24 protein-coding genes are annotated in these 18,236 nt (G+C 58.6%); 20 read left to right on the forward strand and 4 right to left on the reverse strand.

Features of this window, described 5'->3' with window-relative positions; translation table 11 throughout:
* Nucleotides 1–47 precede the first annotated feature (47 nt).
* Both ACFFUC_RS11645 and ACFFUC_RS11650 read right to left on the reverse strand, forming a co-directional pair.
* Complete coding sequence (locus tag ACFFUC_RS11645; RefSeq protein ID WP_377686415.1) at nucleotides 48–683, reverse strand: acyl-homoserine-lactone synthase; 636 nt, start codon at nucleotides 681–683, stop codon at nucleotides 48–50.
* Nucleotides 684–690: 7 nt separating this feature from the next.
* Entirely contained in the window at nucleotides 691–927 is a 237-nt protein-coding gene (locus ACFFUC_RS11650) for a hypothetical protein (protein WP_377686416.1), read from the reverse strand.
* Between the two features lie 125 nt (nucleotides 928–1,052).
* Between ACFFUC_RS11650 and ACFFUC_RS11655 the strand changes: the two genes are divergently transcribed.
* The 13 genes from ACFFUC_RS11655 to ACFFUC_RS11715 all read left to right on the forward strand — a co-directional run bounded on the left by ACFFUC_RS11655 (nucleotide 1,053) and on the right by ACFFUC_RS11715 (nucleotide 10,715).
* Nucleotides 1,053–1,676: a helix-turn-helix transcriptional regulator gene (locus ACFFUC_RS11655; protein ID WP_377686418.1), complete on the forward strand. Its 624-nt coding sequence runs from the start codon at nucleotides 1,053–1,055 to the stop codon at nucleotides 1,674–1,676.
* 680 nt (nucleotides 1,677–2,356) lie between these two features.
* Complete coding sequence (locus ACFFUC_RS11660) at nucleotides 2,357–2,686, forward strand: hypothetical protein (RefSeq protein ID WP_377686419.1); 330 nt, start codon at nucleotides 2,357–2,359, stop codon at nucleotides 2,684–2,686.
* 302 nt (nucleotides 2,687–2,988) lie between these two features.
* Nucleotides 2,989–3,735, forward strand: a complete 747-nt coding sequence (locus ACFFUC_RS11665) for a helix-turn-helix domain-containing protein (RefSeq protein ID WP_377686421.1) — start codon at nucleotides 2,989–2,991, stop codon at nucleotides 3,733–3,735.
* A 38-nt stretch (nucleotides 3,736–3,773) separates the two neighbouring features.
* Nucleotides 3,774–4,205 (forward strand): hypothetical protein, encoded by a 432-nt coding sequence (locus ACFFUC_RS11670; RefSeq protein WP_377686423.1) that lies wholly within the window; start codon nucleotides 3,774–3,776, stop codon nucleotides 4,203–4,205.
* Nucleotides 4,205–4,708 (forward strand): thermonuclease family protein, encoded by a 504-nt coding sequence (locus ACFFUC_RS11675; protein ID WP_377686425.1) that lies wholly within the window; start codon nucleotides 4,205–4,207, stop codon nucleotides 4,706–4,708. The genes ACFFUC_RS11670 and ACFFUC_RS11675 overlap by 1 nt, the downstream gene beginning before the upstream one ends.
* Nucleotides 4,709–4,872: 164 nt before the next feature.
* Nucleotides 4,873–5,391 (forward strand): hypothetical protein, encoded by a 519-nt coding sequence (locus tag ACFFUC_RS11680; RefSeq protein ID WP_377686427.1) that lies wholly within the window; start codon nucleotides 4,873–4,875, stop codon nucleotides 5,389–5,391.
* On the forward strand, nucleotides 5,378–5,596 hold the full coding sequence (locus tag ACFFUC_RS11685) for a hypothetical protein (protein WP_377686428.1): 219 nt from the start codon (nucleotides 5,378–5,380) through the stop codon (nucleotides 5,594–5,596). Before ACFFUC_RS11680 ends, ACFFUC_RS11685 begins: the two co-directional genes overlap by 14 nt.
* 153 nt (nucleotides 5,597–5,749) lie before the next feature.
* A complete protein-coding gene (locus ACFFUC_RS11690) occupies nucleotides 5,750–6,109 on the forward strand; it encodes an ArsR/SmtB family transcription factor (protein ID WP_377686429.1) in 360 nt (119 codons plus the stop codon).
* A gap of 2 nt (nucleotides 6,110–6,111) precedes the next feature.
* On the forward strand, nucleotides 6,112–6,537 hold the full coding sequence (gene arsC, locus ACFFUC_RS11695) for an arsenate reductase (glutaredoxin) (RefSeq protein ID WP_377686430.1): 426 nt from the start codon (nucleotides 6,112–6,114) through the stop codon (nucleotides 6,535–6,537).
* A 15-nt stretch (nucleotides 6,538–6,552) separates the two neighbouring features.
* Nucleotides 6,553–7,626, forward strand: a complete 1,074-nt coding sequence (gene arsB, locus ACFFUC_RS11700; RefSeq protein WP_377686431.1) for an ACR3 family arsenite efflux transporter — start codon at nucleotides 6,553–6,555, stop codon at nucleotides 7,624–7,626.
* On the forward strand, nucleotides 7,623–8,330 hold the full coding sequence (gene arsH / locus ACFFUC_RS11705) for an arsenical resistance protein ArsH (protein WP_377686433.1): 708 nt from the start codon (nucleotides 7,623–7,625) through the stop codon (nucleotides 8,328–8,330). The genes arsB and arsH overlap by 4 nt, the downstream gene beginning before the upstream one ends.
* The gene (locus ACFFUC_RS11710) at nucleotides 8,330–9,508 is read left to right on the forward strand and encodes an MFS transporter (RefSeq protein WP_377686435.1); all 1,179 of its coding nucleotides are present in this window, start codon (nucleotides 8,330–8,332) and stop codon (nucleotides 9,506–9,508) included. Before arsH ends, ACFFUC_RS11710 begins: the two co-directional genes overlap by 1 nt.
* A 304-nt stretch (nucleotides 9,509–9,812) precedes the next feature.
* Nucleotides 9,813–10,715 carry a dihydrodipicolinate synthase family protein gene (locus tag ACFFUC_RS11715; RefSeq protein WP_377686437.1) on the forward strand — a complete coding sequence of 301 codons (903 nt, stop codon included), beginning with the start codon at nucleotides 9,813–9,815 and terminating at the stop codon, nucleotides 10,713–10,715.
* 70 nt (nucleotides 10,716–10,785) lie between these two features.
* On the opposite strand, the gene ACFFUC_RS11720 is transcribed toward ACFFUC_RS11715, so the two are convergent.
* Nucleotides 10,786–11,100 (reverse strand): hypothetical protein, encoded by a 315-nt coding sequence (locus ACFFUC_RS11720; RefSeq protein ID WP_377686438.1) that lies wholly within the window; start codon nucleotides 11,098–11,100, stop codon nucleotides 10,786–10,788.
* Between the two features lie 72 nt (nucleotides 11,101–11,172).
* Between ACFFUC_RS11720 and ACFFUC_RS11725 the strand changes: the two genes are divergently transcribed.
* Nucleotides 11,173–11,649 (forward strand): DNA polymerase Y family protein, encoded by a 477-nt coding sequence (locus ACFFUC_RS11725; protein ID WP_377686440.1) that lies wholly within the window; start codon nucleotides 11,173–11,175, stop codon nucleotides 11,647–11,649.
* Nucleotides 11,650–11,800: 151 nt separating this feature from the next.
* Here ACFFUC_RS11725 and ACFFUC_RS11730 read toward each other — a convergent pair.
* A protein-coding gene (locus ACFFUC_RS11730) for an IS3 family transposase (protein WP_377686442.1) occupies nucleotides 11,801–12,888 on the reverse strand; the annotation gives its coding sequence in 2 pieces (ribosomal slippage) (nucleotides 11,801–12,627 and nucleotides 12,627–12,888; 1,089 coding nt in all).
* 281 nt (nucleotides 12,889–13,169) lie between these two features.
* Between ACFFUC_RS11730 and ACFFUC_RS11735 the strand changes: the two genes are divergently transcribed.
* From ACFFUC_RS11735 to ACFFUC_RS11760, 6 genes are all read left to right on the forward strand, one after another.
* Nucleotides 13,170–13,436, forward strand: a complete 267-nt coding sequence (locus ACFFUC_RS11735) for an H-NS family nucleoid-associated regulatory protein (protein ID WP_377686444.1) — start codon at nucleotides 13,170–13,172, stop codon at nucleotides 13,434–13,436.
* Nucleotides 13,437–14,396: 960 nt separating this feature from the next.
* Nucleotides 14,397–14,648: a hypothetical protein gene (locus ACFFUC_RS11740; RefSeq protein ID WP_377686446.1), complete on the forward strand. Its 252-nt coding sequence runs from the start codon at nucleotides 14,397–14,399 to the stop codon at nucleotides 14,646–14,648.
* A gap of 13 nt (nucleotides 14,649–14,661) precedes the next feature.
* On the forward strand, nucleotides 14,662–14,946 hold the full coding sequence (locus ACFFUC_RS11745; RefSeq protein ID WP_377686448.1) for a hypothetical protein: 285 nt from the start codon (nucleotides 14,662–14,664) through the stop codon (nucleotides 14,944–14,946).
* A 54-nt stretch (nucleotides 14,947–15,000) separates the two neighbouring features.
* Nucleotides 15,001–15,774, forward strand: a complete 774-nt coding sequence (locus ACFFUC_RS11750) for an N-6 DNA methylase (protein WP_377686450.1) — start codon at nucleotides 15,001–15,003, stop codon at nucleotides 15,772–15,774.
* Between the two features lie 178 nt (nucleotides 15,775–15,952).
* Nucleotides 15,953–16,702 carry a uracil-DNA glycosylase family protein gene (locus ACFFUC_RS11755; protein ID WP_377686452.1) on the forward strand — a complete coding sequence of 250 codons (750 nt, stop codon included), beginning with the start codon at nucleotides 15,953–15,955 and terminating at the stop codon, nucleotides 16,700–16,702.
* 518 nt (nucleotides 16,703–17,220) lie between these two features.
* A complete protein-coding gene (locus tag ACFFUC_RS11760) occupies nucleotides 17,221–18,099 on the forward strand; it encodes an ArdC family protein (RefSeq protein WP_377686454.1) in 879 nt (292 codons plus the stop codon).
* Nucleotides 18,100–18,236 lie beyond the last annotated feature (137 nt).

Below are 18,236 nucleotides of genomic sequence, written 5' to 3' on the forward strand. Positions count from 1 at the left end.
CCGAGAGTGGCAAGCCGATTGACCAATTAAATTTGGTTATCTTGCCGTCACTTACTCTGGGATGACTTGTGCACACTCCCGGGAATGAGTGTGTGCGGAAGAACTACGCTGCACCGGAACACGACAAATCGCCCGTCGTGATTGCTACAGATGGGGCCCATCTGATCTACCTCCCAAGCGCAACGTCGCGCCATGCGCAGGAAGGCTGGCGTACCCAAGCACAGGCACCCCTTTGCGCTCTTTTTGAAGAGATATTCGTTGATCACATAGAGTAATCCAGCCGCGATGCTTGGATCACCCTCTGTCGCAAAGCGGGTGAGCTCCCACTCTTCTTCGCTCACAGGCGCCTCTTGGTAAAGCAGCCCGTTCGGTAGGCCCGGTAACAAATCAAGCACGGCATCGCGGATCATGTAACTATAGATACCGTTCGTCTGATCTGTGCGCCTTAGCCGACCACCGCCAACAATCACACCATTTAGATGTGCAACTGCATAGACCGTACGGAAGCCATCGTACTGCTCCCACTCCATGCGCTCGAACTCTTGAAGCTTCCATCCCAGCCGTTCCATGAACATCTTACGGCGAAACTCGTAGAACGCTGCGACAAGGTTCCAGCGCGAGATGTCCGTCGGGAACTCTAGAATACTGAACTCTAAATTTTGTTTCGCAGCTTCAGGTATCATGGGTCTATCACATGCTCTTCTTCGTCACTCTCGGATCAAGTGTCATTGATCCTATGAATTGCCGCATTCCCGTAACAGGCTCGACAATCCACACACCAAATTCACGGATCTCCACCTGTCGCACCGCATCGGGCTCAAGTTCACTGAACGCCAAAACAAGATTTTCGGCCATATCGCGCGAGAAATCGACGGCTACAACAAGCCCGTTTCCCCGCCGCGTAGAATTTTCCACCACTCTGGTCACCTCTCAAACTCTTCGCAACCATTCATGCCGTTCCTACCGGCAGGGAAGTCGAAAACCCGTTCCCGCTCGCCGAATCCTATCACATTTGATATAGGCCAGACCCGTAGGAGTGAGGGACATTTTAGATGATTGAACGCTTCATACCAGCCTATGTTACCGAAATTGAGAAGTTGAGCGAGATCGCCCTATCTGGATTCATCATGGGGTTCGGGATTGGAATGTCGTCCAAGGCAGATCATGTCGTGAACACTTACCCCGCCAAATGGACTGAAATGTATGAAGAAAACGACTTCATGTTCCTTGACACAGTTGTCCAATGGCTCATGACCACAAGCGGCGCGACCAGGTGGTCAAGCATCCGCATTCCCGATGTTCACGGCATTCGCCCGAGAGCAGCAACACACGGCCTCCGTTACGGAGCGGTTGTTTCGCAGAAGGTGCTTCGTAGGCGTTGTTTTCTTGCATTCTCAAGGAATGACAGAGAGTTCACCGACGAAGAGATCTCTGTTTGGGAGGCGAAGTTTTCCGCTTGGTGCCCTCTTGTTGTCGAAGAACGTCCTGTGCTGAACGAGCGAGAAATAGACGTCCTTCGCGGCCTGAGAGATGGTCTTGGGCATGCTGAAATAGCAAAGGCCCTTAGCATCAGCGTCCCTACTGTGCGCCAACGACAAGGTAGCGCCATACATAAGCTCGGCGCGAAGAACTCACACAACGCACTTAGTCTTGCAGTGTCCTATCAGCTTGTCTGATGACCCGCTCAGCGCAGAAAATTAAAGCTTATGTCAAATGTGTATATCGATTGTGATACATTTTTATCTTTGTCCCTTTGCACCTCCTGAGAGAGGTGTCAAACCAAGCTCTCATGCATCGCGAGGAGCCACAAAATGACCCAAAGCACCGATAGGTTGATGGCTCGTGCACTTCACCAGTCCAGTCAAGACGGGCTCTGGATTTATGAATGGAACAATGGCGATGTAGGGAAGCTGGCAATTCCAGACGGTTTCACCTTCGATCCCAGAGCGTCGCGGCCAATTTATGTATCGTCCCCTGCGGCGAGAGCCCTGGTAGGATCATGATAGCCACTACCGCTCTGGCTTTGCCTACTTGAAACGAGCGGGCGCGAAGAGTATCAAGATTATATCGAACACATGTTGGTATAGTCATGACAATCACATGCACTCGTCTCGCAAGTCTGGTGGTTACAGGTTTCACTGCCCTTTCCGTGATTCCTGATGATGCATCCGCCTACCCTATTGATTGCGCGATACTCCTCTGCCTCGCAGGCGGCTTTCCCGCCTCCGGAGAGTGTTCTGCTGCACGGGCCGAGTTTCTGCGTCGTGTGACGCCCTGGCCGATCGAGCCCCCCTTGCAGGTCTGGCGCTGCCCTATGGGGGGCGGTCTTCCCGCAGGTTCGACGACAGGCGCCGATATGGATGTGTCGGGACGAGAGTTCGACTTCATTCGCTCTGTGCAGGTCTACTCCGTCGACTACAACGCCTTCAGCGGCAGTACCGGTGACGGAAGCCGCGACGTTTGCCACGTCAACAGATCCAGAAACACATTGGGCGAATACGGCCCCAACGGCCAGTTCACCCAGACCCACATCAGCGTAAGCCAAGTCCCCTCATGGACAGGATTCGACCTCCCCGCCGGACAGACCTGCGAGGCCGAAGGACGCTGGCGCGGGGTCTCGATCGGCTACGAAACAGTCTCGCAGGGGAACGTCAGAAGTTTCCAGACAGAAACTTTCCGCTACTGAACCTTGTGGGTCATTGCCGCGCCAACACAAAGAATTGCTCGCAGGCCATTCGTGGCGTAGGGTTTTCAGCTAAAGCCACAGAGAGGGCAGATGAGCAGAATGACAGAGAGATAGAAAAAGAAAACCCCCGCGCGGGGTCCGCGAGGGGGGCTTGGATAACACAGGTCGCCAAACCTGAGTCCGCATAACTGTTAAGGACTAGTTAGCCCGAGCTCTCCGACAAAAGCAAGCCGAAAAACGCATTTGTGCGAACGGGATCGGCATATCTGGACCCTGTGCCTCACCTCATGAGGAACAGTGACATGACCATTCAAACAGCCGCCGTCAGCGGCAGATATTTCCAAACCGCAGGAGCGATCCTGACCGGCCTCAACCGGCGTGCCCCGAACCCGGTCCGCCGCCAGTCCCATCTGACCGGAAGCTGCGAGCAGAGCTTCTGGTCAAAGTGCAGCCGCGCCGAAGTGCAGCAGATCCTTTTGGCTGCACGGCGCTATGAAGTCGCCGGCCGACAGCGCGGCCAGCGCAATGGGCCGCTCGGCGGGATCGCTTTGGAGGTTCTGGTGCTGATGGCAAATCTCGTGCGCTACAAGTCCGGCCGACTGGAGCCGTCCCTCGCCTATCTCATGACCACCCTCAAAAGATCGAAGGATGCCATCGTGCGGGCGCTGGCCGCTCTGCGCACCCATGGCTTTCTCGATTGGTTGCGTCGCTTCACGCCAGTTGAGAGTGACGGAGCAGGACCGCAGATCCGCCAGACCAGCAATGCCTATCGCCTGTCCCTGCCCGCGCGCGCCGCTCTTTTGCTCACCCGCTGGCTTGACCGTCCCGCAATGCCCGACGACATCCTGACCGCCGCGCTCGATCGCAAAGCCCGTTATCAGGATCAGATCGCCTCACTGAGCTGCACCGAATTTGTCGGGCTCATCGCCAGCGCCCCTGTCCCCTCGCCCGATCAGGATGCCTTCCACCGCGCACTCATGCGTTGTGCCCAAAATCACCAGCAAAAGCGCGAGTCCGCCAAGCAGACAGAATATCAATCTCATCATTAATCTTATGGGATATCCCACAAGAAGGATCGGGACATGCCATGACCAAGACTGCCAGACCAGCGCGAGCTGGACAGTCCGATTGCTTAGACACAAGCAAGTTGCAGCCCTATGGAGCACAAGGCTTGAGCCTTGTGCTGATTGCTATGGTGATTGGCAGTTTCCCTAATGGGGAGGCAAATGCCCAGGCGGTTAGTCCAGCGACACTGTGTCTGCCACCAGAGGAGCCATTCGTTCCAGCAACCGATGAAGACTTCAGAGCCTATGCCGATATGGTATCGGGTGATTTCGAACGCTACTTCACCGAATTGACGACTTACTTTTCCTGCATGGATTCCACGCGGCAAGCCGTCTTCGATCGCGCACGGGTGGTCTCACAAGATCATCAAACCTTCTGGCAGCGGGCGAAGGCTTTGGGGGTTGCAGAAAAGGCAGCCCTCATGGTCGATCCCGCTGCAAAGGACGCTGAGTAATGACCCGTCCTTTATGCATCTTCCTCCTTTCCTTGCTGTCGCTCGCTGCGGTGCAAGAAACCGCAGCTCAAGAGAGCCTTTCGGGCCGAGCCTCGGTTGTTGACGGGGACACGATCGAGATCCATGGCACACGCATCCGGCTCCGCCGCGTTGATGCTCCCGAGGCCGCTCAGCTCTGTGAGGACCAGGAGGGCAAATCTTGGCGCTGTGGACAGCAAGCCGCCTTGGCTCTGGACCAGTTCATTGGCCGACGAGTCGTGCATTGCAACGAGCTTGGTAAAGGCAAATACCGGCGCACCCTGGCGAGCTGTCGGGTCGGGCGGACCGACCTTGGTGCATGGCTGGTGAGCGAAGGTTGGGCAATCGCCTACCTTGATCGCAAGGGCCTGTACCGTGAGGCACAAGACCAAGCCGAGGCCAACAAGCGCGGCATTCGGTCTGGACGTTTCGAGCGCCCCTCCGAATGGCGCAAGAACCGGAAGCGACGGTCCGGAGCGTCGTGATAGAGGCGCGTCAATAATGGCGATTGATTGGCCTTAATTCTCTATTTGTTCTCGATTTTATGGGCTTTTGCGCTACACTGCCTTGGAGTGGCAATCATTCATTTTGCCAGAAAAACATAGACATAAATCTCATTGATCGAGGCCATTATGCGGAGGAAACCGGCATGATGCATAAGACCAAGATGCAGCGAGACGCAGAGGATGCCCTTTGGCTGCAGATGCAAGCCGAAGAAAAGGCTAAGGCGGATCGTATTGCGAAAGAGAAAAAGTACCCCTCGGAATGGGACCTCAAAGTCGAGGCTTGGGAGAGGGAAGGGATGGAATGGCTGAAGGCCGGAGAGGAGCTTTTCGGGCCGCGCTATGACTATGAAATGGAGCTGGGCCGTCTCGGGCGCTCCTACTCCATCAAGTCTCCCCTGCCCTATGAGGATCTCAGCGCCTTCTGGGTCAATTTCTCTGCATTCATACAAACAATCGCTCTGGACGGAATCCTTGCACTGCTCCTTTCGTCCGTGGCCCGACATTTTGGCGTGCCGCTTTGGCTCTGCCTTCCCGCAAGCCTGGCCTATGTCGTCTGGCGTTTTCGTCAGCGCAGGGCGTGGATCTTGCTCAAGCGCGACGAGGCCGATGGGCTGCGCAAAGAGGGTATCCCATCGAAGGGGGCCGCTCATGGCGCAATCTGATCACCCGTATTTTGTTAAGCCCGCCTATCGCACCGCCAAGGGCGAGCCCAAACTCGCGATCTACTATCAGGCCGAGACCAAGACCTTGCCCGATGGAAAAGTCATCAAGCCCAAACCCGTCCCGCTCGTGATTGCGGCCAACTATCTGAGCGACCCGGAAACCGTACTCAAAGCAATGGCGGCTGTCCTAAACGGCAGGGGGTGACGGCATCTACCGCATGGCAGCCTGTTGTGACCGTCCGCTATGCGGACAAAACGGACATTCGCTGCAGTGCAGCCTCCAGCCAGCGACAGCCCACCTTGACGATTAGCCAACTCGCCTTATAAATCACTCAATAACTGTTGAGGCATTGATTCGATGAACGAACCCCAAGCGCTCACCGCCTTTGCGGCCCTTTCACAAGAAACGCGGCTGCGGATCGTCCGGCTGTTGGTGCGAGCGGGACCCGAAGGCATGGCCGCCGGCGCGATTGGCGAGGCGCTTGGCGGGGCGACGACTTCTCGGCTGTCGTTTCACCTGACCCATCTGGAGCATGCCGGCCTGATCCGCTCGCGCCGCGACGGGCGTTTCATCATCTATAGTGCGGTCTATGGCGCGCTGGCGGGCCTCGTCGGGTTTCTGATGAAGGATTGCTGCCAAGGCCATCCCGAGATCTGCGCTCCGGCCCTCGAGGCGCTCGACTGTGCCTGCGGCGAAAGCGAAGCTGTAAAGGCATGACCATGGATGTCGTCATTTATCACAACCCCGATTGCGGCACTTCGCGCAATGTGCTGGCGATGATCCGCAATGCGGGCGTCGAGCCGCATATCGTCGAATATCTGAAATCACCACCCTCGCGAACCATGCTGAAGGCCTTGATTTCCCGCATGGGGATCGGCCCTCGGAACCTTCTGCGCGAAAAGGGCACGCCTTACACGGAACTGGGCTTGGGCGATCCTGCGCTGACCAATGAGGCATTGATCGATGCCATGATGGCGCATCCGATCCTGATCAACCGGCCTGTCGTGGTCAGCCCGCAAGGCGTGCGGCTGTGCCGTCCCTCGGAGTTGGTGCTTGATCTGTTACCCGGACAGCAGGGGGCGTTCAGCAAAGAAGATGGCGAGCAGGTCGTGGATGCGCATGGCAAACACATCCATCCCGTCTGAGCAAAGGACTGCATTATGACGACACCTCAACGCGGCAAGCTATCCTTTCTCGACCGCTATCTGACGCTTTGGATTTTCGCCGCAATGGCTTTGGGCATTCTGCTCGGCACGGTTTTCACCGGCCTGCCGGAGGCGCTGAACGCCCTCTCCATCGGCTCGACCAACATCCCGATCGCGCTCGGCCTGATCCTGATGATGTATCCGCCGCTGGCCAAGGTCCGCTACGAGGAACTGCCGCAGGTCTTTGCCGACAAGCGCATTCTGGCCCTGTCCCTGGTGCAGAACTGGCTGATCGGGCCGGTCTTGATGTTCGCGCTGGCGGTGATCTTTCTGCGCGACCAGCCGGAATACATGACGGGCGTCATCCTGATTGGCCTTGCCCGCTGCATCGCGATGGTGCTGGTCTGGAACCAGTTGGCGCGCGGCGACAACCAATTTGTCGCGGGGCTGGTCGCCTTCAACTCGATCTTCCAGATCCTGTTTTTCTCGACCTACGCATGGCTTTTCTTGACCGTCCTGCCGCCGCTGTTCGGACTTGAGGGCAGCATTATCGACGTCGGCTTCTGGACCGTCACCGAGGCCGTGCTGATCTATCTCGGCATTCCCTTTCTCGCGGGCTATCTGACCCGCCGCATCCTGATTGGGCGCAAGGGTGCCGCATGGTATAATGATGTCTTTCTGCCAAAAATTAGTCCGACCACCCTTGCCGCGCTGCTTTTCACCATTGTCGCGATGTTCAGCCTGAAAGGGGCCGAGGTCGTCCGCCTGCCGCTCGACGTCCTGCGGATCGCGGTGCCGTTGGTCTTATATTTCCTGATCCAGTTCCTCGTCAGCTTCGCCATGGGGCGGTGGATTGCCAAGGATTATCCTCGCACCACGGCCATCGCCTTCACGGCGGCAGGCAATAATTTCGAACTGGCGATCGCGGTGGGCATTGCCGCCTACGGCTTGGCCTCGCCCGTGGCTTTTGCCGCCGTGATCGGCCCATTGGTCGAAGTCCCGGTCCTGATCTTGCTGGTCAATCTCGCGCTGCGCCTTGGCGCGAGCCGGTTTCCCCATGACAAAGCCTTGAAGGAGGCCCGCGCATGATCCCCGATCTGCCCGATCTCTCCCCCGCCGCCGACCGCAAGCCGCTGCTGCCCGATGTGCCCCGCGCCCCGCATCCGCCGCGCATCCTGCTGCTTTACGGCTCGCTCCGCGAACGCTCCTATTCGCGTTTCGTGACCTATGAGGCCGAACGCATCCTGCGGCATTTCGGCTGCGAGACGCGGATTTTCCACGCGGACGGCCTGCCGCTGCCCGATGACGCCAAGGCCGATCACCCCAAGGTCCAAGAACTCCGCGAGCTCTGTCTTTGGTCCGAGGGCCAAGTCTGGACCAGCCCCGAACGCCATGGTGCGATGACCGGCGTGATGAAATCGCAGATCGACTGGATCCCGCTGTCGATGGGTGCGATCCGCCCGACGCAGGGGCGGACGCTGGCGGTGATGCAGGTCTCGGGCGGCTCGCAAAGTTTCAACGCGGTCAACCAGATGCGCATTCTAGGGCGCTGGATGCGGATGCTGACCATCCCTAACCAATCCTCGGTCGCGAAAGCCTACGAAGAATTCGACGAGGCGGGCCGCATGCGCCCCTCGAGTTATTACGACCGCATCGTCGATGTCATGGAGGAGCTGGTGAAGTTCACGCTGCTGACGCGCGATCTGTCGGGCGCTCTGACCGACCGCTACAGCGAGCGCAAGGAGAGCGCGGAAAACCTGGAAGCACGGGTTAATCTGACGGCGGCTGTCTGATGGAGGGCGCGCGGCGCTGGCCCGTCATCGCCGCGCTCGGCATCCTGCAGATCTTTGCTTGGGGCAGCAGCTATTACCTGATGGCGGTCATGGCCCCCGCGATTGTCGCCGATACCGGCTGGTCCCTGCCTTGGGTCGTTGGCGCGCTGTCGGTTGCGCTGTTGTCGGCGGGCCTCTCTTCACCGCTCGTTGGGCGCAGGATTACCGCAAGCGGCGGGCGGGCCGTGCTGGCGGCGGGCTGCGGCTTTCTAGCTGTGGGGCTCGGGCTTGCCTCCCTCGCGCCGAACCTTGCCGGTTTCTATCTCAGTTGGGCCGTCATGGGCCTCGGCATGAGTGCGGCGCTTTACGATCCCGCCTTTGCCACACTCGGGCGGCTTTACGGCCAAGACGCCCGCAGCGCGATCACCGCATTGACGCTTTGGGGCGGCTTTGCCAGCACCCTCTGTTGGCCGCTCTCGACATGGTTGCTGACCGAATTCGACTGGCGCGGCGCCTTGCGCATCTATGCGCTGATCCTGCTGCTTCTTTGCCTGCCGCTGATCGCGGCTTTGGTCCCGAAAGAGGCCCGCCCTGCAGCACCGCGCGCCGACGACAAGCCCCGCAAACCGCGCCTTGAAGGCCGCGACCGGCTGGCTTTTCGCCTGATGGCCGCGATTTTGGTGATTGCGGGAACAACCGTCACCATTGTCTCGGTCCATCTTTTGACACTCCTGCAATCGCAGGGAATTTCCCTGTCCGAGGCAGTCGCGATCGGCGCCATGATTGGACCGGCGCAGGTCGGCGCGCGCCTGATCGAGATGGCGGGAAAAGGTCGTCACCACCCGATCTGGACCCTACTGGGAGCGAGCGGTGCGGTAGCATTTGGCCTGATCCTGCTTGCTATAGACGTCCGGCTTCCGGCCTTTGCAATCATCCTTTACGGGGCGGGCAACGGCATTTTCTCAATCGCGAGGGGCGCACTGCCGCTCACCCTGTTCGGCCCCGAGCGTTACGCCGTGGTGATGGGCGATCTCGCCCGCCCCTCGCTGATCGCTCAGGCGGCAGCGCCGCTGATCGGGGGCATGCTGATCGCGGCCACAGGAGCGACCTCGACCCTAACGATCCTCGCCATGCTCGGCATGTCCGGTTTCGCGTTGGTTTTACTGTTATTTTATCACTGGCAGCCCCTACAGTCATAGCGTTTTGGCCGGAACTAATGGCTCAGCCAGAAAATGCTGTAAGTGCGAAACTTGAGTGATGCTGCGAGCTTCCTGACTGTCCGCTCTGGGCTCCAAGCGTCGGTCCTTACGGCTTGCGCCCGGCAGCGGCACTTGGCCAAGCTGGCGGGGGCTGCTCTGCGGGACGAAGCGGTCGCTCGCGGCTACTGAGCATAACGCCAACCCTGTGCTGCACCTTGATCGACCGCTGCTGACCGCCTAGGCATAGGCCTTGTCTGCAGTTCAGGGCAAATTGCTTTGAGGAAAGTGAGGGGAGATCAGACACATGTATCCATTTCACGGAATGATCGGATTTCCGATCACCCCCGCTGACACGCACGGCCGGATTGATACAGCAGCAATCACCCGGCTGGTTCAGCGCCAGTTAAGTGCTGGCGCAGACGCGATTGGCATTCTCGGCAGCACGGGCAGCTATCCCTACCTGAGCCGTGAGGAACGCCGCCGGGCGCTGGATGCCGCCGTGGACGCAGCCGATGGCCGCGTTCCCGTCATTGCCGGCGTGGGTGCGCTTCGAACCAGCGATGCGGTTGCCTTTGCTCAGGATGCCAAAGCTGCTGGCTGCGCGGCAGGGCTGCTCTCGGCAATGTCCTACCTGCCTCTCAGCCAGACTGAGGTTTACGAGCATTTCGCAACCGTCGCGCGCATGGGTGAGCTACAGATCTGCATCTATGACAATCCTGGCACGACACATTTTCAGTTTACCGACGACCTTCTCGAACGGCTGGCGCGGGTGGAGAACATCGCGGCGATCAAAAACCCGACATCTTCGCCGGAGCAGACGGCATCCCATCTGGAGGCACAACGGCTTCTTCTGCCATCCGGCTTCCCCATCGGATACAGCGGAGACTGGTGCTGTGCTGAAGCTATGATTGCGGGTGCTGACGCGTGGTATAGCGTTTTGGGTGGAACGCTTCCCGTGCCGTGTGTTGCAATTGTTCGCGCCGTGCAAGCGGGGAACGGTGGCGAAGCCCGTCGCCTGAACGATACGCTGCAGCCCGTTTGGGATCTGTTCCAGAAATACACCAGCTATCGCACGGTCTATGAAATGAACTGTCAGCTCGACTTGTGCGAGGCGGTGCCGCCGAGGCCGATCCTTCCGGTATGCAGTGCAGGGAAGGCTGAAATTGCGAGCGTTCTTGAAAGATTGCCGGTGAACTATCTGAAATGAACATAGTCGGTCGCTTAGTTTTGAATGACTGCAATGGGCTCAAAGCGACTGCGCCATCGCACCCTTAGAGCTAGGTGAGCCGCGCGCGCTGCCCATCCTCCAAAAGCCGCGCGATCCGCACCAGCTCCAATCGGCGCAAACCGCCATTCGGGATCTCGGTCGCGCGCTCCCACGCTTTGATCAGCATCTCGCCTTTCGGATGATCCTTGCCCGCCCGCCACAGGGCAGACACCACATCCGTTTCAAGCCTTAGATCATCGGTTGCCGACCGATCTGCTGCCGTGAGCAAGCACGCAAGCGCCAGCACCAGCGCCTCGCGTTCCGCGATCTGCTCTGACCATGCGCCGCCAAAGGCCACATTGCGCAATTGCTCTTTCCTGTCCATTTCGGCTCCTTGCGAATCTAGGAACAAAAATAGAACATGGGGCGAGAAACACCACCCGCCAGGTTTAGTGCCGTGACCCCGCTTCGTATCGCCTATCTCGACATGAACTCCTTCTTCGCAAGCGTCGAGCAGCAGCTCGATCCGGCATTGCGCGGCAAACCTGTCGCGATCACCGCCGTCGATTCCGAGGCAGGGGCCTGTGTCGCAGCAAGTTATGAGGCCAAGGCGTTTGGCGTCAAAACCGGAACACGCGTCACCGACGCCCGCAGGCTCTGCCCTGGCATCATCTTCAGGCCGTCGCGGCACCGCCTCTATGTTCGCTACAATCTCGCCGTTGCCGATGTTCTCGATCGATATGCGGAGCTCACCCATATCCGGTCCGTCGATGAGTTTCAGCTTGCCCTTTCGGGCGAAGCCCAGACGCTCGATGGAGCCCGTGCCCTCGTCGCCCGCCTCAAAGCGGCGGTCGCCGACGAAGTTGGCCCTGGTAGTGGTCGAAAAGATCTGCCTTTGGCGGGAGAAAAAACTGCCCAAAAACAATGGCGCTAATTCCCGACCTCACGGCGGGGTTGCCTATTCTATCGGAAAGGTTTTCTTCTCAAAGACCGCACCTATTCGTAGAGCTCTTGCTCCGTTTCAGTCTTTTCAACCGGATCGCCCGGTAATTCCCCCCGTTTTCACGGGGGCTCGGACGTAGAATTTACGCGGCCATTCTCAGTTTCTGTGCGGGCGTCATCCCGCCGTTGCCCATGTTCGGACGCTCGTTGTTGTATGACCACAGCCACTCGGTGGCAATTTGCTGCACCTCGTCAATGCTCTCGAAGATATGGAGGTCCAGCCATTCGTGCCGGACCGTTCGGTTGTATCGCTCGACATAGGCGTTTTGTTGCGGCTTTCCCGGCTGGATGTGAGCCAAGGCGATGCCCTTGTGCTCGGCCCATTCCATGAGGGTGCCGCTGATATATTCCGGGCCGTTGTCGACCCTGATCGTCGTTGGCGCGCCACGCCATTCGATAATCTGGTTCAGCGCTCGGACGACCCGTTCAGCCGGCAGCAAGAAGTCGACCTCGATGCCAAGGCCTTCGCGGTTGAAGTCGTCCAGAACGTTCAGAAGGCGAAACTGACGCCCATCTCCAAGGCGATCCGCCATGAAGTCCATGGACCAGACCTCATTTGCAGCCTCCGGAACCGCCAGCGCGTCAGGCTTCTCCCGCTTCAACCGCTTGCGCGGCTTGATCCGCAGGTTCAGCTCCAGCTCGCGATAGATCCGGTAGACCCTCTTGTGATTCCAGCCATGTCCCTGGACGTTGCGCAGGTAGAGAAAGCACAGGCCGAAACCCCAAGTCTTCTTCGCCCTCGTCAGCCCGAGCAACAGGTCGGCGATCTGCTCGTTCTCATCGTCCAGCTTGGGGCTGTATCGATAGCACGTTTCGCTGACATCGAACGCCCGGCACGCCAGCGCAATGCTGACGCCCTTCATCGCCACCGCTTTCACGGCCAACTCCCGGCGTTGAGCTGGCCGTATCATTTTTTTCCCAAGGCCTCTTTGAGCAGATCATTCTGCATGCTGACGTCGGCATACATGCGCTTCAGTCGGCGGTTCTCCTCGGCCATGGCCTTCATCTCGGAAATCAGGCTCGCATCCATGCCGCCATACTTCGCCCGCCACCTGTAAAGCGTGGCGCTGCTCATGCCATGTTCACGGCACAGCTCGGCAGCAGGAACGCCACCCTCCATCTGACGCAGCACGCCCATGATCTGGGCTTCTGTAAATCGGGTCTTCTTCATCGGAATCTCCTCGTTCATCCTGCCGAGAAAATTCTACTTCCGTATCCCTCTAAGATCGGGGGGGATTACCACATCAACGCCCGCTTCGGTGACGGAATGATCCGCTATGGCATCAACACACTACATCCCGGATTCTTCGAGAAAGGCTGATTCAAAAATGAGTGGCTAGAGGGCCAATCGAGAACCACAATTTCCCAGCGGTTCTTGAATGTTTGCAGAACAGTCAAGACGGACATATTCTTATGTATCAATAAGGTGTCTAGGGGAATGCGGTTCTAGGAATGGCGATGACGCATCGAGAAAACATTGACCAAATGCCCCTACAAGATCTCAACAAGCTCTTGAAGGAAATTGACAAGAAAATCGCGAAACGTGAGGATCTTGACTACAGGTTTCTAAACGGCTTACGACGGATGATATATCATAAATATGGAAAATATGCCACCCATAACAATAGTTTAGAAGTCTGGTGCGGCCAAGGGCGACGGCCAAAGTGGTTCCGCGAATACATTGCTGCAGGAGGCGATGCCAAGGACTTGCTAATATGATTTGACGTCTGCCCGCCCTTGGCGTCCACCGCGCTCTCGTCCGGCTTTGGCCGGACCCGAGCCAGACAGCGTGCAATGCACCCTGCCCGTCTCGGCCCTGCGGGGCACGATCCCTGACGCGGAGGATCATATTCCATTGTAATGCTTCCAACGGAGCTGGAGTATTCGTCTGTTAGATGCCGAGGAGTCGAGTTGTGATCACCGAGTGGGTCGTCATTACCGGGATCGTCGCGATCCTTTGCTTTCTGTTGTCCGTTTACGGTACGGAAAAGTACAAAACACCGTTGCAGCAATGGGCGATTGGGGCGGCGTTGCTGTGCGGAGCGTTCATAATAGGACCTCCAATCGATCGAGCGGCAGGCGCCGTTGCAATGTTTCTGGGACTTTTCTGGCTTCTGCGCCTTTTCCTAACAGACCGACTTTAGCGTCCCTGACGCGAGCGACTGCGCTTTAAAATGGCTTCACCTTTCCCACAATCTGCTCACGTTCCTGCGCTCCATGACGGCCCGTCCCGTTCGCAGAATGCTGGCGGCCGCAGGCGTCCGCTCCTGAAGTCGCTTCCTTGCGGCTGGAAAAGCCGAAGCCCGAAGATCCCATAGCAGCCCGCGCAAAGGCGCGGGCTTTGTCATGCAGGGGGTTTCGGGCAAGCCGAACGCCCCTGCTTTGCTTGGGCCACGCCTGCGGCGCGTCCGTCTTGGAAACCGCCGGTTTCCCCATTCAAGGCCGTCCGCTTTACGGGGCCGAGGGGTTTCCCCGCCCTTCCTTCGCTGCGCTCCGTGCAGGGCGGGTGATCCCCCTCCCCTCGCCCCCTACGGACAACCTTGCATGGGACCCCTTCCTGCCCTCGCCGGGAGGCAATCCGGGAAGAGAGGACGCGCTTCGCGCCCTCCCTTCCCGAATAGCCCCAATTCTCAAAAGGGCCGCAATCGGGACAGGCAACCCGCCACGATGGAGGCCAAAATGGCTTATCAAATCGCGATGATGACCGAGCACGGGACCGAAACCCATCGCCCCGAGGATCTCGAAGCATGGCTCGATGACATGGGGCTGGACATCCAAGGCTATAACGAAAACCCCCGCCAACGGGCCGAACTTCAGGGCCAGCCTAAGAGCTCCGGTCTCTATGGACCTTTCTGGGGTGACTACGATCACGAGGGCGAACCCGTCATTCGCTACGAGGATGCCGAAACCTATCGCAGCATGTCGATGTAAAGGGGGAACGGTCATGCCCATTCTCTACCCCGTAACCGACCGGACCCGTCTTCGGGTCCGGTACGAGCTCGAAGCCGCAACCAAATGGATCGAGCATCTCACGAGCTTTGAAGCTTGCCAGCGCGCTTATGTCACCCCCCGCGATCTTTCGGGCTTGGGGGCGAGCCGGTTCGGAACCGGAGAGGTTTTGGACGAGGCTGGGCAGGTCATTGCCCACATCAGCTATAACGGAAGGCTTTGGTCGCCCTTGCCGTGGTCGCCCGATATGCGGCCTCTCGCCGAGGCGCCGGAAATCTGAGCCACGGCGGGCGCAAGCGCCCGCCACCCTCTCCGCTTGATCCAAGGAAACGCCATGGCACACCCCGCCGTGAAGGACTTTTTGCGCTTGCTCTCCAAGCGTGATCGCTCAAAGCGACAGACCGAAGTTTTTGCCGATTTTTGCGAGCTGTCCTATTGTGCCCTTGCAAAGAAGGCATCCCCCTGCCTCGACCAGCGCGACCAGTTGGAAGCGCAGTATATGCAGGTCGTTGCGCGTTACCGAGACCCCGACGATGTTCGGGCCATGCCCGAAATGCTCGCCCTTGCCCTTTCTGCAATCAGCGCCGGCGGCACCGATTTCATGGGCGAAGTCGCGGGCCAGATCGGCGCCCTCGATGCCGGCCTCGGGCAGTTTTTTACACCCTACGAGGTGAGCCGTCTCATGGCGGAAATGTCATTGAACAATGTCGATGAGTTGCTTGGCGAAAAGGGGTTCATCACCCTGCAAGAGCCCGCCGGTGGCGCAGGCGGAATGCTTCTGGCTGCGGCCGATGTACTGGAGGGACGCGGGCTCGACATTGACGGACAGGTCTGGATCGAGGCGGTCGAACTCTCCCGCTCGACCTATCACATGCTCTATGTCCAGGCCTCGGCACGCGGCCTTGCGGGGCGTGTCATCTGCGGAAACTCTCTGTCCCTCGAAACGTATTTCTCAGCCTATACCGCTGCCGCGCCTGTGTTCATCGCCAAGAACGGCCATCCGTTTGCGACGCAGATCCAGCAAGTGCGAGCGGCTGAATCTATCCAAGCACAGCGCGGCAACCTATTGGCAGAACTGACCCGTCAGCATATCGCCGCCGCTGAATAACCCTGTCCTGTGGTGGGACCGTACTGCCGCGCCTTCGGGCGCGGCCTTTTTACGTGCCGCGTGAGTAGCTTGCCAGACATATGGGCTGTAGCCGCGTGCAAAAAATTAGTAGTTTTATTTTCAGCTTATACTGATGAGGTTGGCACATACCCCGAACTTACTGGTGATTTTTGACCCGATGAGCAGCATCTCCAAATCCTTAGCGCCATATTCACCGCTCGACGCCGACATCGCGTTTAACCCTCAGCCATGGGGCAGGCTGATCCAGACCCAGGAACAGCTTTTCGATACAAACGCACTAATCCAGATTTCTGATCGGCTCAGACTTGAGTTCCACGGAGGCCATGCTCCCAATCGTGTAATGCCAGAGATCGCACAACAAGATTGGGCAACAGACCTTCTCGATCGTTATGCAGACGGTCATATCGGATATGACCTGCCCTGCCTACTTTCCGCCGACCGGTCAGCTCGCGGGCGTATCATGATGTGCGCACAAGACCCACTACGTAGCACAGATGCAGCAAAGCTCACCGTTGGCACTTTTTTTGGCATCGATAATAATAAATATAGAGTAAGCCGACATTACGGGATGATGTGGCAGTTCATCCGACGTTGTGTGCTCGCAGGACATGATGTCTGGGTTACGGACGCTATCAAGATTTTTGCTGGAAAAGGGGTCGCGCAGCGAGACCTGCCGTTGCGTGAGCTTTCGCGCTCAGTCATTGAGGATGAGGTCGCAGCATTTGCCCCGGACCGCATTGTCACCTTCGGTAAACTCGCCCAGGAAACGATGGCCAGTATAAGGGGTCGGCACGCACTAATTAGCCTGAAGCATCCCACAGCGCACGGTCAAAGAGGATCGTTCAAGGATCGCGTCGGCATCTACATGGAAGCAGTTTTCGGCGGTGATCACCCTAGAAATGGCTAGGACTTGGCATTGAGGCTTCAGCTGCGTGAGCGTATCGCGCCCATTCAATATCCACAGCAGCCCGCGCTGAATAGCCCGGAGTTTTCACACAGCTTCAGCCCAAAGCGTCGATGATCTGATCCCTGCGGGTATCAATCCCTCACGCAAGAGAAGATCCATAGTAGCCCGCGCCTTTGCGCGGGCTTTGTCATGTCGGGGGTTTCGGGCAAGCCGAACGCCCCGACTTTGTTTGGCCGCTAGCGCGTCCGTTCTGGAAACCGCCGGTTTCCCCGCGCAAGGCCGTCCGCTTAACGGGGGCGAGGGGTTTCCCCGCCCTTCCTTTGCTGCGCTCCGTGCAGGGCGGGTGATCCCCCTCCCCTCGCCCCCTACGGACAACCTTGCACGGGTCCCCTTCCTGCTCTCGCCGAGGGGCAAGGCTTCATGAGAGGCACCGCTACGCGGCCCTCACCTGAAACCCCGCCCGATTTTGGGAAAGACCGCCCGACGCGGGATCATTGCCAGAGAGAAGGACGCCACAAATGGCCCAGTTTGATCTTTATCAGCATGTCACCAACCAAATCATTGCCAGCATGGAGGTAGGCGCGCCAGCATGGCGCAAGCCGTGGACCGGCGGTCAAGGCGGCGCACCCTTCCCCCGCCGCGCCAATGGTCAGGAGTATCGTGGGATCAATGTTCTGATGTTGTGGATGGAAGCCGCAGAAAAAGGTTACCGCAGCGCCTTTTGGTTCACTTACAAACAGGCCCAGGAGGTAGGTGGGCAGGTTCGCAAGGGCGAGAAATCGGCAACCGTGGTTAAGTATGGGACTTTTGACCGCGAGGACGAGTCGAGCGGCGAGGAGCGCAAAGTTCCCTACCTGCGCGCCTATCGCGTGTTCAACGCCGACCAGATCGAGGGCTTGCCGGAGCAGTATCACGGCAAACCCGCTGAGGGACCGCGTGACCTTGGCACCGAGGCCGACCCCGCACTTGTTGCTTTCTTTGCCGCCACCGGCATCGAGATCCGCACCAGCGACGAGCCGCAGGCCTATTATAGCCCTGCCGAAGATTTCATTCACATGCCGCCAATCGGCACGTTTTACAGCGCGGCTGGCTACTTTTCGACCCTCGCTCACGAGGCAACGCACGCGACAGGGCACTCATCGCGCCTTGATCGATTCACCCGCTTTGCGGACCGCAAAGCTCTTGCGTTCGAGGAACTGGTCGCTGAATTGGGGAACGCTTTTCTATGTGCTCGTCTTGGCCTTGTCCCTGACTTCGACCAATCCGCCGCATACCTGCAAAGCTGGCTCCGCGCCCTTGCCGACGACAAGCGCCTGATTTTCAAGGCAGCGTCGGAAGCACAAAAGGCGGCCGATTTCCTGTTTTCCACGGCCACCGAGGATAGGGCCGCAGCATGAGCGGCCCCCCTCCCCTGCCCCGCCTGACGGCAAGTCTAACCCTGCCGTCTACTTTGCGCCCGTCAGCGTGGACGGCATCGGCACCTGTATCTGTTTCGTTTGCGCCGAGGCGCGCGGCTGGCTCGATCGGGCGGGCG

Origin of the sequence: Paracoccus cavernae (assembly GCF_042430175.1) — a bacterium.
In the GTDB taxonomy this organism is placed as follows: domain Bacteria; phylum Pseudomonadota; class Alphaproteobacteria; order Rhodobacterales; family Rhodobacteraceae; genus Paracoccus; species Paracoccus cavernae.